10 protein-coding genes and 1 pseudogene are annotated in these 16,589 nt (G+C 49.7%); 7 read left to right on the top strand and 4 right to left on the bottom strand.

Translation table 11 applies throughout. The features are described 5' to 3' along the window. Nucleotides 1–15 precede the first annotated feature (15 nt). From dusB to hflX, 7 genes and pseudogenes are all read left to right on the top strand, one after another. Nucleotides 16–1,011 carry a tRNA dihydrouridine synthase DusB gene (dusB, locus tag ABJM21_RS08220; RefSeq protein ID WP_348371991.1) on the top strand — a complete coding sequence of 332 codons (996 nt, stop codon included), beginning with the start codon at nt 16–18 and terminating at the stop codon, nt 1,009–1,011. Continuing rightward, nucleotides 1,011–2,084 carry an ATP-binding protein gene (locus ABJM21_RS08215; protein ID WP_348301620.1) on the top strand — a complete coding sequence of 358 codons (1,074 nt, stop codon included), beginning with the start codon at nt 1,011–1,013 and terminating at the stop codon, nt 2,082–2,084. Before dusB ends, ABJM21_RS08215 begins: the two co-directional genes overlap by 1 nt. A gap of 4 nt (nt 2,085–2,088) precedes the next feature. Then, on the top strand, nt 2,089–3,507 hold the full coding sequence (ntrC, locus tag ABJM21_RS08210; protein WP_348301621.1) for a nitrogen regulation protein NR(I): 1,419 nt from the start codon (nt 2,089–2,091) through the stop codon (nt 3,505–3,507). 47 nt (nt 3,508–3,554) lie between these two features. Further along, nucleotides 3,555–5,927, top strand: a complete 2,373-nt coding sequence (locus tag ABJM21_RS08205; RefSeq protein WP_348301697.1) for an ATP-binding protein — start codon at nt 3,555–3,557, stop codon at nt 5,925–5,927. An 11-nt stretch (nt 5,928–5,938) separates the two neighbouring features. Continuing rightward, nucleotides 5,939–7,321, top strand: a complete 1,383-nt coding sequence (locus ABJM21_RS08200) for a sigma-54 dependent transcriptional regulator (protein ID WP_348301622.1) — start codon at nt 5,939–5,941, stop codon at nt 7,319–7,321. A 118-nt stretch (nt 7,322–7,439) separates the two neighbouring features. Next, nucleotides 7,440–7,949 (top strand): annotated as a pseudogene (gene hfq, locus ABJM21_RS08195) (RNA chaperone Hfq); the annotation flags it as partial. Further along, nucleotides 7,946–9,241 (top strand): GTPase HflX, encoded by a 1,296-nt coding sequence (gene hflX, locus ABJM21_RS08190; protein ID WP_348301623.1) that lies wholly within the window; start codon nt 7,946–7,948, stop codon nt 9,239–9,241. The pseudogene hfq and the gene hflX, both read left to right, overlap by 4 nt. Here the strand turns inward: hflX and mazG are convergent. The 4 genes from mazG to ABJM21_RS08170 form a co-directional block, all read right to left on the bottom strand. Next, nucleotides 9,238–9,972 carry a nucleoside triphosphate pyrophosphohydrolase gene (gene mazG / locus ABJM21_RS08185; RefSeq protein WP_348301624.1) on the bottom strand — a complete coding sequence of 245 codons (735 nt, stop codon included), beginning with the start codon at nt 9,970–9,972 and terminating at the stop codon, nt 9,238–9,240. The two genes, hflX and mazG, sit on opposite strands and share 4 nt — an antisense overlap. 228 nt (nt 9,973–10,200) lie before the next feature. Then, complete coding sequence (locus ABJM21_RS08180; RefSeq protein ID WP_348301625.1) at nt 10,201–11,823, bottom strand: BCCT family transporter; 1,623 nt, start codon at nt 11,821–11,823, stop codon at nt 10,201–10,203. After that, nucleotides 11,820–13,817, bottom strand: coding sequence for a sulfotransferase (locus ABJM21_RS08175; RefSeq protein ID WP_348301626.1), 1,998 nt, complete (start codon nt 13,815–13,817; stop codon nt 11,820–11,822). The genes ABJM21_RS08180 and ABJM21_RS08175 overlap by 4 nt, the downstream gene beginning before the upstream one ends. A gap of 74 nt (nt 13,818–13,891) precedes the next feature. Continuing rightward, entirely contained in the window at nt 13,892–16,519 is a 2,628-nt protein-coding gene (locus ABJM21_RS08170) for a TonB-dependent receptor (protein WP_348301627.1), read from the bottom strand. Nucleotides 16,520–16,589: the final 70 nt, after the last annotated feature.

The following is a 16,589-nucleotide window of genomic DNA, read 5'->3' as shown; positions in this document are numbered from 1 at the left end:
TTCTAGGCATATGACATGACATTGAAACCCATCTCGATTGACAAGATCACAATCAACAGCCCGGTATTGCTGGCGCCTATGACTGGTGTGACCGATCTGCCGTTCCGAAAACTGGTGCGGCGCTTTGGTTCTGGTTTGAACGTGACCGAAATGATCGCGAGTCAAGCGATGATCCGCGAAACGCGCCAGTCTTTACAAAAATGCGCATGGGATCCCACTGAAGAACCTGTGTCGATGCAACTGGCTGGTTGTTCGCCGGAAGCCATGGCAGAGGCGGCCAAGCTAAACGAAGATCGCGGCGCGCAAATTATTGATATAAACATGGGTTGCCCTGTCAAAAAGGTTGTAAACGGTGATGCCGGTTCTGCGTTGATGCGGGATCTGCCACTCGCCGCAGCCCTTATCAAAGCAACTGTAAAGGCTGTGAATGTTCCGGTGACTGTGAAAATGCGGATGGGCTGGGATCATAATAGCCTGAATGCGCCCGAACTAGCTCATATTGCCGAAGATCTCGGCGCAAAGATGATCACGGTGCATGGCCGGACGCGTTGCCAGATGTATAAAGGCAGCGCCGATTGGACTTTCGTGAAGCAGGTAAAGGACGCGGTTTCAGTTCCGGTCATCGTCAATGGCGATATTTGTACCATTGATGATTGTGAACGGGCCTTAGCAGAAAGCGGAGCGGACGGTCTGATGATTGGGCGTGGCGCTTATGGGAAGCCTTGGTTGTTAGGACAGGTGATGCACTGGTTTGAACATGGGACTACGCTCGCCGATCCTGATCTACAGTCGCAATATGCGGTTCTGGAAGAACATTATCGTGCCATGCTGGATCTTTATGGAGAAGATATCGGCGTGAAAGTCGCGCGCAAACATATTGGCTGGTACACCAAGGGACTTCCGGGATCCGCGGATTTCCGGAACCAAGCAAATAAGGAAATGGATGCATCAAAAGTACTTGCCATGTTGCGAGACTTTTACGCTCCTTGGCTCGAAAAAGCGGCTGCCTGATGACGGACTTGCCGTCGGCAGAACAGATATTTGCTGGCTTACCAGACGCATTACTGATCATTGATGAGCATCATCAGATTGCAAAAGTGAACCCTGTTGCGGAGAGCTTTTTGGGTCAAAGTGCCAGGCATTTGATTGGCGCACATGTTTCGGATCACATTCAGTTTCATGATGATCGCTTGGTCAAAGCCTTGGTTGACAAGGATGCGAATATGGCAGCGCGTCGCATTCCTATCAGTTTGAAGGGCCGCGACGCTGGACTTGTGAACTTTGATATTCACACGGTGCCAGCCGATCAACGCTGGCGCATTGTTTCAATTGCCCCGCTCCCAGCAGGCGGGCCTATTGCTGAAAAGCCGTCGAGCGAGCAAGAGCCGTTTTCGGTGCGTGCTCCTGATATTTTGGGACATGAGATCAAGAACCCGCTTGCTGCCATAAAAGGTGCGGCACAACTTTTGGATCGTTCCCTTGCAGAGGATCAGAGGCCGTTAACCCATATGATAAAGGGTGAAGTTGAGCGGATCGCAAAATTACTAGATCGGATGCAGAGTCTTTCTACCAAACAACCTGCTAATGTAGAGGCCGTTAACATACATTCTTTGATTGACCGCGCCAGACAATCGATCGTCACCGCTTATGGCGGAGACATTGAGATAAAGGACCGGTTTGATCCGTCCTTACCTGAGGTTCTAGTAGACCCTGATGCGATGATGCAGGTTTTAACAAACCTTTTGTCCAATGCAGTAGACGCCACAAAAGACATCGAAACCTCTAGTATAGAGGTCACCACCCGTTATAGTTTTGGAGCTTCCCTTTCCGTTCATGGTTCAGAGCAAATGTTCCGGTTACCAGTGGAGATCATTATCAAAGATAATGGCCCGGGAGTTCCCAAGGAGCTTGAGCAAGAAATTTTTTCTCCTTTTGTGTCCACCAAAAGGGAAGGGCAGGGGCTTGGATTGGCGTTGGTTCGGAAATTGATGAGCGATATGAACGGACGGGTACGCTATGAACGGGCAGGCGATGCAAAGGATACTCAGTTCATACTGTTTTTACCGGTAGCGAAGCAAGGATAGTTCGATGGTTAAGCAAACCGTTTTATTGGTCGAAGATGATCCGTCAGTCAGTCATATTATTTCGACCGCATTAAAGGCTGAAGGCATGGCCGTTGACAGTTGCAAATCGGTTGGGGATCGAGATGCACTGCTTGCTAGCGGCAAATATGACCTACTGGTCACAGATGTCGGTTTGGGTGAAGAAGACGGGATTGCTACTTTGGACGCCGTGAAGGCGCGAGATCCAGATCTACCCATAATCGTAATATCTGCCCAAAATACTTTGAATACTGCAGTCCGTGCATCCGAAACGGGCGCGTTTGAATATTTTCCCAAACCCTTTGATCTCGATGAACTGGTCGAGGTTGTGCAACAAGCTATGAAACCGCGCAGTTCCGGACTTTCGACAGAAAACTTAGAGGAAGATAATCTTCCATTGGTTGGCCGTAGTCCAGCGATGCAAGAGGTTTACCGAATGATCGCTAGGCTCTTGCGCAACGATCTTTCAGTACTCATTTTGGGTGAATCTGGCACCGGTAAAGAGTTAGTTGCTGAGGCTATTCATACTTTGGGGCATCGTAAAGCCGGACCATTTATCCCGGTTAATATGGCTGCGATTCCCACGGACCTTATCGAAGCTGAATTATTTGGTCACGAAAAAGGTGCATTCACCGGCGCTGTGAGCAGCGCTGCAGGTAAATTTGAACAAGCGCAGGGGGGGACACTTTTTCTGGACGAGATTGGCGATATGCCAATGCATGCTCAGACAAGGTTGTTGCGGGCTTTGCAGTCCGGCGAGATTAATCGAGTAGGCGGCAGGGGGACGATCAAACTCGATGTTCGGATAATTGCGGCAACCAATCAGGATTTCGTAAAACTCATTGAAGACGGTAAATTCCGAGAAGATCTGTATTATCGGATCAACGTCGTGCCCATAGAATTACCACCGCTGCGTGATCGAGTCAGCGATGTTCCAGCATTGGCTAATCATTTCCTCAATCTTGCCGTTTCCGATGGCCTTCCAAAGAAGGTTTTGACAACTGATGGTATGGAGTTGCTGTCCCGCCATAGTTGGCGAGGAAATGTCAGAGAACTGAAAAACCTTATATATCGACTTGTCGTCACTGCTCGCGAAGAAGAGCTTTCCGAAACAGCTGTAAGGCAGATCATACAATCCGAACAAAGCGATGAACAAGGTCAGATTACAGAATCCGGATTCTCGGATCGTGTGAAAGCAATTTTGGGTGACTTGATGGCGGAAAAAGATCAAAATACTTCTCTTTATATGAGGGCTTTGGAGAAATTTGAACGCCCGGTGTTGGAAGAAATATTACGCAAAGCAAATGGCAATCAGATCAAGGCAGCTAGCTTGCTCGGTATCAACCGAAACACCTTGCGGAAAAAACTGACCGAGTATGACATTGACCCAGCGCAATCGCGATGAACTGACTCTTTCATGCGCTAAAGCGTGACATTTTTGCTCCATTTGTGCTGTTTTTACAACGAATCTGTTGTATCAAGGCAACAATGAATGTTCCGCAGCCCACTCTTGAAAAGCGATCTCCAGCGTGGCTGAGGAGGTTATCGCTTCTCTCTGAAGATGATAAAGCGATGAAACGGGTTGAGTGGAGCGTGATATTTGTTTTTCTCGCTATGGCAGCGGGAAGCTATGCTCTTTTAAGTTCTCAATCGGGTCGAACCGATTTTATCTCGCCCCCTCTGACAGCGGCTTTGCTGGTAGCAAATCTAATTCCAGCAATCATTCTTCTGGTATTGCTGGGTCGGCGGATGGCCAAGGGCAGGGCGGCAAAATCAGCGGTCGGAAGCAGTGGCCGTTTGCACGTGCGCCTCGTTGCTCTGTTTTCTCTAGTGGCCAGCATCCCAATGTTGCTGGTGGTGATCTTTGCATCGTTGCTTTTTCAATATGGTGTCGAATTTTGGTTTTCCGACCGTGCGCGAGGAATGTTGGAAAATGCCAACAGTCTGGCACGTGGATATTACGATCAGAACAGGAAAGATGTCGGCGAAGAAACTATCACCATGGCAAGTGACCTGCGCAGCTTTCTGGCCGAAAAAGGTATCAATCATCCTGAATTTGCAGAAAACTATTCCTTTCAGGTGCTTACCCGAAAGTTAAATGAATCTGCGATTATACAATATGGCCAAGATGATGTTGCACGCACAGCAGCAGCAGTGAACCCTGACGACGGAGACCAAGACACAAAGATATCTGAGGATGTTATTGGCCAGTTGCTCAATGGGCAGAATTATGTGGTTACTGCAAAGCCAAACAAGATCGAAGCAGTGACGGCACTGGATTTGGATTCGCGTATTTTTCTCTATGCCGCGCGTGACTCAGATATGTTGGCCCTTAGTCAATGGGAGCGGGCGCAGTCCGTCCTTGAGGATTATGATAATCTGTTCACCCGTTCCCGTAGCCTGCAGCTGCAGTTCAACATCGCATTGTTTCTAGTGTCTCTCTTCATTGTTGGTTTTGCGTTATGGATTGCACTTGCTGTTGCCGACCGAATGGTGAGGCCGGTAGGCGAATTGGTTCATGCCGCAAAGCGGATCACGGAAGGAGATTTGGCAACCCGAGTACCTGCACCTGTTGAGAAGGACGAGATAGGCACGTTGGGCAGGGCGTTTAACCGGATGACGGAGCGCTTGGAGACCCAAACAACAGCCTTGCTAACAGCCAATGAACAATTGGGTAGTCGGCGTGCCTTTATCGAAACAGTACTGGAATCTGTAACTGCTGGCATAATTAGTCTGGATCAATCGGGGCGTGTTAGTTTGTTTAATTCTCGCGCACAGGCTTTGCTTGCTAGACAAAATGAAAATCTTCTTGAATCGCAAATATCTGAAGTCGCGCCTGAGTTTGCCGCCCTGATTGACGATGGCGTTGAAAATTCGATCATCCAGTTTTCGTCGAGCAATGAAGTTCGCACTCTGGAGGTCAAAATTGTCAGTGGAACGTCGGGTCACGTGATTACGTTCGAAGATATTACGCAACGGCTTTTGGATCAGCGCCGGGCTGCCTGGTCAGACGTGGCACGTAGGATAGCGCATGAAATTAAGAATCCGCTTACGCCCATACAGCTGGCGGCTGAGAGACTACAGAGGCGCTTCGGAAAAAATATTGATGAAGGCGCCCCAGTTTTCTCTCAGTTAACCGGTACAATTGTTCGTCAAGTTGGTGACTTGCGGAATATTGTTGATGAGTTTTCTTCTTTTGCCCGGATGCCAAAACCTGTTTTTCGCGAAGAAAACATTGCTGATATCGTAAAACAAGCAGTCTTCTTGCAAGAAGTTGCTCATCCCAAAATTCAATTCCGGTTTGAAGCGGACGATCAAAAGTCGTCCTTGGTATGCGATCGCAGACAGTTAGGGCAAGCGCTGACGAACATCGTCAAGAATGCTGTCGAAGCCATTGAACAAAAGGCAGAAGGAAATGCTGACTTCTCATATGAAGATGGTCGGATAAACATGGCTGTCCGTCGACGTGAAGGCGATATAGAAATCCAATTGGATGATAATGGTATCGGTCTGCCTGACGAACGTGAACGTATTGTAGAACCTTATATGACGACTCGAGATAAGGGCACGGGTCTTGGCTTAGCCATAGTGAAGAAAATTATAGAAGAGCATTTTGGCACGATCGCCTTCACGGACTCTCAGCCGGTGGACGAGGGGAGTGGCACGCGTGTCACAATAACGCTTAGTCCCGAGAAGCTGGAGCGTCTGGCAGACGGCTCAATACAAGATAGCTCGACTGTAGGTCAGTCGAAACAATCCATCGGAACAGCAAGCCCAACAAAGGACAGCAAGCGTCCGCAAGCAGATAAATTACCCCCAATTTAGAGGTCGAAGATATGGCATTAGATATACTGATTGTTGATGATGAACCGGATATTCGTGAGTTAATATCCGGTGTTTTAGAGGATGATGGCTATGAAACCCGAGTGGCGGGCGATAGCGATTCTGCGCTGGCAGCAGTTAAGGAGCGCAAGCCGTCTCTCGTGTTGCTCGACGTCTGGTTGAGAGGTTCTCGTCTGGACGGGCTCGAGCTTCTGACTGAGATCAAGAAAATAGATGCAAAATTACCAGTTATTGTGATTTCCGGACATGGAAATATTGATACGGCCGTGGCAGCGATTTCTCAGGGTGCGGTAGACTTTATCGAAAAGCCGTTTGAAGCAGAGCATCTCATGCACTTGGTTGCGAGAGCTACTGAGACCGAAAGTCTGCGCCGCGAGAATGAGATATTGAAAGCGCGGGTCGGGTTTGCCGATGAGCTCACGGGTAATAGTCCTGCAGTCAATGCCGTGCGCGCGACGCTGAAGCGGGTTGCCGGTACGGGCAGTCGGTTGCTCATTTCCGGACCGGCAGGTGTTGGCAAGGAAGTTGCCGGACGCCTGATGCACAATTGGAGCACGCGTGCCAATGCGCCATTTGTGACGATCAGTGCAGCTCGCTTGTCTCCGGAAAGTGTTGAAGAGGAGCTATTTGGAACCGAGAAAAGCGGTGTTGTCGAAAAAATTGGTTTGCTGGAGGAAGCTCATGGCGGAACATTGTTCATTGATGAAGTCGCTGACATGCCGCTGGACACCCAAGGCAAGATTCTACGCGTCTTGACCGAGCAGAGTTTCGTTCGGCTCGGTGGTACCCAACGCGTAAAGGTAGATGTAAGAGTAGTATCGGCAACGTCGCGGAATCTCGATGAAGAGATTCAGGAAAAACGTTTTCGTGAAGACCTTTTCTACCGGCTGAATGTGGTACCAGTCGAATTGCCTCCCCTTAACCAACGTCGTGAAGATATCCCTACATTGGTAGAGCACTATTCAGCCCGTTTTGCCGCTGACCAGCGCCTGAACCCGCCAGAAATTTCTACGGAAGCCATGGCCGCACTGCAGGCTTGCGATTGGCCCGGCAATGTTCGCCAATTGCGTAATGTCATAGAACGAACAATCATTTTGGCGCCCAAAGACAATTTTGCCAAAATTGAAGTTGAGATGTTGCCGCCGGAAATATTGGGTAATGACGATGATTTGGATCAGGGCGTCGCATCATTAATGGGCTCTCCGTTGCGGGAAGCACGGGAAAGTTTTGAGCGAGAGTATCTGAAAGTCCAGATTAGAAGATTCTCTGGAAATATATCCAAAACGGCCAATTTTATTGGGATGGAACGCTCTGCGTTACACAGAAAGCTCAAAATCCTAGGGTTGGCAGCGAAAAAGAAACAGAGCGTCGAATAGCCTGTTGTCCGATTGCTGTTGTAGCTTCAGCAACGAATTCATATATGTCTGTTACGCGGCTCCCCCAACGACCTAAGGCCGCAATTTAGAAACTGTCTGCGGCCTTCGCGCTGCCAAAAACCGGAAGTCAAAAATGACCGATAAATCAAATAACTTACAAGATCTCTTCTTAAATTCTCTCCGTAAATCAAAAATGCCGGTAACGATGTTTTTGGTAAAGGGTGTAAAATTACAGGGCATTGTCACTTGGTTTGATAATTTTTCTGTGCTGTTGCGTCGCGATGGTCAATCACAATTGGTCTACAAACATGCCATCTCTACTATCATGCCATCGCAAAGCCTCGACATGCAGGCGTTTTCTGATCTGATGGAGCGCGCCAAAGCCAAAAACGGCGTTTTGCAGGAAGTGTTTCTGACAGCTGTTCGCGACAGCAATGATCCCGTGACAATGTTCCTTGTGAACGGTGTGATGCTTCAGGGTGAAGTGGCAGCATATGACCTGTTCTGTATATTGCTGGAACGAGAAGGTCTCGCGCAACTGGTCTACAAGCATGCCATATCTACAATTCAACCTAGCGGTGCTATCAATTTGGCCGATTACAACAACACAGATGACGGCTCCCATTGATACCATTTGAAAAAAACGAGCTGGATGGGACCAAAGATCTCGCTGTCATTGTTCATCCTGATTTAGGAGCGCTTAATCAAAATGCTCTGGATTACAGGTTAGAGGAAGCTGTTGGCCTTGCTCTAGCAATCGGTTTGGAAACGACATCTGCGCGATATTTTACAGTTCGCGCGCCAAAACCAGGAACTTTGTTCGGGTCCGGACAGGTCGGACAAATCAAGACCATATTGGCGCAGGAAAACGCCAATATACTGATTGTTGATGGCACTCTAAGTGCGATACAGCAACGCAATCTCGAAGAAGAGTTGAAGGTCAAAGTAATCGACCGAACTGGCCTGATTCTAGAGATTTTTGGCGCCAGAGCGGCAACTGCTGAAGGACGCCTGCAGGTGGAATTGGCGCATCTCGATTATCAAGCCGGGCGCTTGGTACGTAGCTGGACCCACTTGGAACGGCAGCGTGGTGGTTTCGGCTTTCTAGGAGGTCCGGGCGAGACCCAGATCGAATCGGACCGCAGGATGATCCGAGATCGTATGGCCAAATTGCGCAAAGACCTCTCTCATTTGAGAAAAACCCGGACGTTGCATCGATCACGACGTCAGAAAGCACCATGGCCGGTCATAGCGCTTGTAGGATATACAAATGCAGGCAAGTCTACCCTTTTCAATCGTTTGACTGGTGCCGATGTATTTGCGGAGGACTTGTTGTTCGCGACTCTGGATCCAACAATGCGTCAATTTCCTTTGCCAGGTTATGACAAGGCAATAATGTCTGACACAGTGGGATTTGTATCTGATCTACCCACGCAATTGGTAGCAGCCTTCCGAGCCACGCTCGAAGAAGTGACTGCGGCGGACGTGATTATCCATGTAAGAGATATCTCGCACTCTTCCAGCGATGGGCAGGCGAGTGATGTCGAACAAATATTGATGGAATTAGGGGTCGAGTTGCAAGATGGGGAGGGGGCCCCGATCATCGAAGCTTGGAACAAGATTGATTTGATCGATACTGATGATCCGGAATCAGTTAAATTACCAGAGCATATACCTGACAATGTCTGCCTTATGTCAGCCGTAACGGGGCAGGGTATCGATGCACTCATAGAAATGGTGACAGAAAATTTGTCGCGCAATCATAATGTTGAAACAGTTACGCTGCCAGTATCTGATGGTAGGCGATTGGCATGGCTGCATGAACATGGCCGCGTTTTGGAATCGGAACAAGCCAATGATAATTGGGTTATAGCTGTACAAATGTCCAATCGGAATTGGGGGCGATTTCACGCGCTTTAGGATGAAGATTTCGCCTTTTGCCATTCTTCTTCCAGCTCATCAATCGACATATCTTTCATATCTCGAGTAACAGAGCTTTCTACCTTGTTGAACCGCTGTGAGAATTTCCCTGTAGCGTCGGTAAGTGCCCGCTCTGCATCGACACCATAGTGACGCGCTAGGTTAACGGCCGAGAAGAGCAGGTCTCCAATCTCTTCATGGATATGCTCTTTGGTTTCAGCCTGTTCCACTTCATCAAGCTCTTCTAGCAATTTTGCTTTCACTGGCACCTTGTCGGGCCAATCGAAGCCAACTCGTGCTGCACGTTTTTGTATTTTTTGCGCACGTAACAGGGCGGGGAGAGCCAATGCGACACCATCCAATGCGCTCGAATTCCCAGTTTCCGATCGCTCTTTGGCTTTTATCTCTTCCCAACCCGGAGTATCTTGAGCTTCACCAAATATGTGCGGATGCCGTCGGATCATTTTTTCGCATATTACATCGACCACATCATCAAATACGAAATGGCCTTCGTCTGATGCGATCTGGCTATGAAAAACGACTTGTAGCAGCAAGTCTCCCAATTCGTCTTTCAGTGCTTCGATATCGTTACGTTGAATAGCGTCGGCAACTTCATAGGCTTCTTCAATTGTATAAGGCGCGATGGTTTGAAAGGTTTGAACCGTATCCCATTCACACCCGGTTTTGGGATCGCGTAGGCGCCGCATAACTTCAAGGAGGCGAGTAATCACTGAGCTATCCATTCTGATATTACTGTTGGCGTCCGTTTGAACACAGGTTTTCTCATGTCATCGAACGCCTGCTTTCCGCAAGAAAAAATAGCCCGGCAATAGGAGCGGCGACGCCGGGTTTTTTCAAGATGTTAGATGATGTGTTTCGGCACAGGTCCATCGCAGAAAAAGAGGTTTGATTCTAATTATCGAACGAGAGGTGACGAGGGACGAAAAATCAACTTTTCGTCAAACGGCACCGCTTCTGGTTTTCAGGATAGCATATTCTGACATCAAACCCTTGAACAGGCTGTAGCAACATACGAGTAAAACGAGTGTGAACGGCAGGCCGCTGGCAATCGTTCCCGCCTGCATCGCTCCCAGTGCACTGGCACCACCGCCGACCAGTAATGCTGCCGCGACCAAGCCTTGCAATATCGCCCAGAAAATACGTTGTGAAACGTGAGCATCTGTTTTGCCGCCAGCCGTTATCGCATCAATGACCAACGAGCCGGAATCCGATGAGGTCACAAAAAATACGATCAACAAAATGATCGCAAGGGAAGAAGCGATATACGGTATTGGCATATTCTCGAGCATCTGGAAAAGCACCAGTGGCGCTTCGCTGATCCCGGCGGGCAACTGACCGATACCGTCTTTGATTTGCTCAATTGCTGTCACGCCAAATGTTGTGAACCATATGATTGCGACAATCACAGGCACGATGAGGACCACTGCCAAAAATTCCCTAATGGTGCGGCCTCTGGAAATACGCGCAATGAACATGCCTACAAAAGGAGACCAGCTCACCCACCAGGCCCAATAGAAGATCGTCCAGCCATGATACCAGGCCTTGTCTTCCCGGCTCGTCCAATCGCTGAGCGGGATGGCATATTCGGCATAGCTTGCGATAGCGGTACCAAAGCCGGTGAATATCTTCAGCGTCGGCCCTGCGACAAAAACAAAGGCCAGCAGAGCAGCTGCCAGAACCATGTTGATGTTGCTCAGCAATTTTATGCCGCCATCCATTCCGCGCACGACCGAAACGATAGCCAGCCCGGTAATGACTGCGATCAGCAACAATTGAGAGGTTAAATTGGCCTCTATACCAAATAGAAACGATAGGCCGGTCGCGGCTTGCTGTGCGCCTAGGCCCAGAGATGTGGCCAACCCGAACATGGTTGCAATGACTGCAAGAATATCAATAAAATGGCCGGGCCAGCCCCAGATGCGTTCGCCCAATAGGGGATAAAAGGCGGAACGAATGGTCAGCGGCAGCCCCTTGTTAAAGGCAAAAAAGGCGAGAGCCAGACCAATAACCGCATAAATGGCCCAAGGTGTCAGGCCCCAGTGAAACACCGTGGCACCAAGCGCCAGGCGCATCGCCTCAGGCGTACGCGGTTCCATGTTAAGCGGTGTGCCGCCCCAATCTGTATAATAGGCCACAGGCTCGGCCGAACCGTAAAAAACCATACCGATACCGATGCCAGCTGAGAACAGCATAGCAATCCAGGATGCGGTTCCAAATTCCGTCTTAGCCTCTGACCCACCTAGACGAATTTTACCTAAGGGGGAGAGGGCAACTGCAACGCAGAAAAGCAGAACGAAGTTAGACGCAATAACAAAGAACCAATCAAAATATTCCAGCGTCCAAGCCTTAGTCGCCTCTAGTCCGGTCTTGGCCGTTTCCGGAAATGACAGCGTCAACACGACAAATGCTATGGTCAGCGCGGCGCTGACAAAAAACACTGGATTATGCATCTCCAGCCCGAATGGATTTACATTATCCTGACCGGCTTCATAATCGGTTTCATAATTAATCTCGATTACATCCACCGCCGCATTGGCCGTTGCTGTTTCCGTTCCGCTCACTGTTGAGGCTCCAAATAATTGCGTCCCAGCGCTTCTTTCAGCGGCTGCAAATGTGATTCATAATAACGCCATAGATCGACGCTGGCTTTGGTAATGGGTTGGCGCACCTGTTCGGAACTGGCGGTACGAACCGCGCGTTTCGTCTTGTAAAAGTCGATACAGGCCTGTTCAAATGGCAGGCCGAGATAATCCAGCATCCGGCGCACTTGCCCCTCCAGATCGTCTAGAACATCTTCATGCTGAACGCGCAGCACAGCGCCCGGTAACACCATTTCCCAATGGTCCATCAAGCGCACATAATCGCTGTAATAGCGGCCAACTTCGTTTAATCCGTAGGTGAATTCCTGACCTTCTGCGAACAGCTGCTTGAAACCGGAAAAACAGCAAGCCATGGGTTCCCGCCGGGCATCAATGATTTTCGCGTTCGGGAGAATCAGTTTGATCAAGCCGATATGCCGAAAATTATTGGGCATTTTGTCGATGAAATAGGGCGCAGCTTGCCGGTGGATGCGGGTGCTATCGATAAACTCCTGGCCCATATCGCATAATTGAGCGGCATCGAGATCCTGGAGGTTGTCCGGATATAGCGAGTCATTGCTCGCTTGTTTCCGTCGCCGTAATCTGTGCGCAAGGGACAATATGTTGGGCAGTTCCAGTGTGCCATCAATCTGGCTGTGCGATGCCAGTATTTGCTCAAGCAACGTCGAGCCCGCACGCGGCAGACCCAATATGAAAATGGGATCGGGTGCATCATGTCCCTTACCAGATTGCTGTTCAAACAATGCGGGCGTGCAGGCTTTGATCTGGCTGTTCAATTCCGCCGTCATCTGATCGGCGTCGTAGCGCGACTGCACACGTTTCAGTTCATTGCCGCGCTGATAATAGCCAAAGGATGTGTCATAATCCTTCCGGTCCTCATAGGCTTTGCCTAACGCAAAACAGATATGGATACGGTTTTGATAGCTGAGCTGGTTACCCTGCTCCTGCGATTCCATCAGGCTGAGTTCTTCGTCTCTGAAGTGATAGGTCTTGAGGTTGGCTAGTCCATAATAGGCATCGCCATAGCCGGGGTCTGATTCAAATGATTTTTGATAGGAGAGCACGGCTTCCTCATGGCGGCCAAAAGTTTTGAGCGCATGTCCTCTGGACGTCAAAGTGACTGGATCGCCAGGTAGCTTCTGCAAGACTTTATCGAACAAATCCAAAGCGTGTTGATAATCGCCGGTCTGCATGGATTCGATCGCGAAAAGAGATTGGAAGACCGGGTTTTCAGGATCGCGCTGATAGAGCGCTTCGCTTTGTTGAAGGGCTTCAGCAAATTTCTGACGCTTGCGAAGGATCTGGATGTAATCAATTCGCACTTGAATGTTATCAGGTTCAAATTCAATCGCGCTTTCGAGTAAAAAATCGGCATCCTCCAAGATACCCAAACGCGCGCCGATATCCGCCAGCAATCGCATCCCTTCAACATTTTTGGGATTTTTTTGCAGGAAGTGCCGGCAAGCATTTTCCGCTTTGATCAGCTTGCCCTCGTGCAAAAGATGGGACACCGCGACCAAGGGTTTGGGCATGGTAGCTATACGTTGTTCCTGTCCGCGCATTTCTGATGCGGCATCTCGCCGGCCCCAGCTTTCGAGAATATCGCCTTGCGCTTTCCAACTGGCTTGCAGCGCGGGATTACACTGGCAGGCTCGACGATAAGCGGTCATGGCCCTTTCATCATCGCCCATGGCTTTGAAAATATGCCCCTCTTCCTGATACGCGCGGCCAAAATCAGGCGATAAGCCTTTCAGCCGGTCAACGCTCGCCAGAGCTGTGTCATATTTCCCCAGATAGCGTTCGCAAACCGCTTTCATGTAGAGTGCGTCGATATTTACTGCTTCATCCTGCAATACCGCCGCGGCGCATTGCAGCGCCGCTTCAAAACGCCCCTCATATATATGAGCGCGCGCCTGTTTGAGCTGTTCGGCGATATCAAGACCAGTTTCATACATATAATCGCGGCATATCGTCCTTCAAAAAAGGGGAGACCCACCAACTGGTTAGCCTCCCCCGGTTGTATTGTACCTTAATAGGTGAAGGAAACCCGTGCACCCACAGTCAGCGGGCGATTGACAATGATGCGTGCGCGATCATTAACGAAATTGCCGCTAACCTCAGCCCGTTCGTCAGTCAGGTTTTCGCCGAATATCTCGAACGACCATTTGTCATCGGTGATACCAGCGGACAGAGCAAATGTTGTCCAGCTGTCCAGATTAATCCGGTTAATCTCGATAATGTCAGTCGCTGCCGATGCAGAGTGGGTGACCTGTGGCTGGACATGAGCGGTCCAATCACCAAAGATATTCCATTCATAGCGGGCCCGTAAATTACCCTGAAAACTAGGAGCAAAGGCGAGACTGCGGCCTTCAACCACGTCATTGGTCGGTGTCAGAACATCAGTAATTTCAGTATCCAAGATCGAGAAAGCCGCGCTGACCGTTAAACCATCCAGAGAATAAGGCGCTATGGTGATATCAGCCTCGACACCTTTAATTTCTGCGTCTGCCGCATTGTCCGAGAAGAACAAGTTGGTGATCGACGGATCGAGGATGGTGGTTTGCAGATTCTGAATATCCACAAAGAAGGCATTACCATTGAAGCGCACCTGATTGTCGAACAATGACGTTTTCCAACCAATTTCATAGTTGGTCACATCATCGGTATCCAACACGAACGGTACATTAAAGCCATTAGGGCCTTGCGCACCGCCGGGACGGTTTAACAGTCCAGGCCGAAAGCCTTCGGAGTAAGTTGCATAGAATAGCAAATCGTCGGTTGGCGTCCATGTCAGGTTGGCCTTGAAGATAAAGCCGTCGGTCGTCGCTTTGTCAGGTGCGTTCAATGCATTGAACACTTGCTGCGCCTGTGCTGCACTTAACCCGGCTGCTTGAATATCTGCTACCGATTGGCCGAGTGTAAAAGTTTGGCGCAAGGCATCATTACAACTGCCGATGAATGTGAAGCTGCCATCGCCATCATAAAGATCGCTGATGTTCGTACCAAAGGCATTTTCGTCTACGCCGCTCGAATTACAGAAAGACGAGTTAGCACTGCCTTCCAGATCCACTTCAACGTCATAATAGCGCGCACCAAGGGTGACAGCGAACTGATCCGAAATATCATAGGTTGCTTCGCCAAATATGCCGAATTGCTTGTCGGTCCGGCGGATATCGTTACGGAATATCACTCCTGCAGGATAAGCGTTGGTATCCGAGATAAATGCATTGGGCTGTGAGAAATTGGGCGGGAAAGAACCACCGAACAAATCGATCGCCGTGCTGCCGGGATAAGTGAAGTCGTTTAACTCCAACAGCTCCAGATCGCTGTAAAAACCGCCAGCCGTCAACCGGATCGGATAATCTTCCGGCGTATTGAAGCGCAGTTCATGCGTCATTGCTTCGGTTTCTGTACGGGAATTCACGAACAAATTGGGTGCCTGACAGGTGCCTGTCGGAGCGGCGCCTGGATAGGAAACCGACCCGTCACAGATATAGTAGGGCAGATATTGGCCAACAAACAGATAGTCGGAATAATCAACCCGCTGCGATGTCTCACGCTTGGTATAAGCACCGGTGTAAACCAGTTCCAACGCGCCAATCCGGCCTTCCAGTGTCCAGCTGGTATTGCTGAAATCATCTTCGACCTCATCGCGTTCAAAACGTTCGATTTCCAGATCACCCAGCGTAGGGTCTTCAAAGAAAACGCCGTCGGAATCCAGACCCTGACGGGCATGAGCGACGGTCAGACTCCAGTCATCGGAAAATTCATATTTACCGCTGACCCGGAAGCCAAGATATTGGGTGTCGTTGAAATTCTTCTCGGCCAGAGCGCTATTGTCAGCCAGTATGAAGTTTACGCTGCTTAGATCAGCACCCGCTTGCAAACCGCCGCGGTTGGCATTCACAGGAACGCCATTGTCGCGGACGGTTCCAGCGGCACGAAAACGCGCGCTTTCGGCGGTGCTGCGAGTGCCCGCAACATTGTCGATATAACCACCCTTGTTGTCATAATAACCTACGGCACGAATGGCGAAACGATCGGTAACAGGAATGTTCACCATCGCTTCGATATTATTGCTTGGGTCACCGCTTTTGGTGAACGAAACGCCAGCTTTCGCTTTGAATTGGAACTGCCCGATGACAGGTTTGTTGGTGATCAGACGCACCGTGCCCGCTTGCGAGCTAGCGCCGAATAACGTGCCCTGCGGCCCGGACAGGACCTCAACGCGTTCCAAATCGGCTGCATAAACATCAAGGTTACGGCCCGGCTGTGATACCGGCTGCTCGTCAAGATAAAGCGCCACGTTGGGAGCCAGGCCGGCGACGCCAGCGGTTGTCAGGTTGGGTGTAGTCGATGCCAGACCGCGAATATAGATCGTGCTCTGACCAGGACCGCCGCCGCCAGCTGTAACGCCGGGTAGTTGTTGGAGATAATCGTCAAAGACCGTAACGCCCAGCTGATCGAGTGTTTCTTCACCCAAAGCCTGCACAGCGACCGCAACATCTTGCAAATCTGCGCTACGTTTTGTCGCCGTAACTACAATTTCCTGTACGCCCTTTTGTTCTTCGTTGTAAACTGTTTCTTGAGCTTGCGCCGATGCACAGCCCAAAGCTGCGATGACCGCAAGCGATGCGCCCGTTTTTAAATAAATCAAATAACCCTCTTGTGGTTTCTGTTAAAATTCTAGGGAAAAACACATCCGACCGGTAAGTGACCTATCGAAC

Origin of the sequence: Parasphingorhabdus sp. (assembly GCF_039977335.1) — a bacterium.
Classification (GTDB): Bacteria; Pseudomonadota; Alphaproteobacteria; order Sphingomonadales; family Sphingomonadaceae; genus Parasphingorhabdus.
This window is presented reverse-complemented; position numbering and strand designations above follow the sequence as displayed.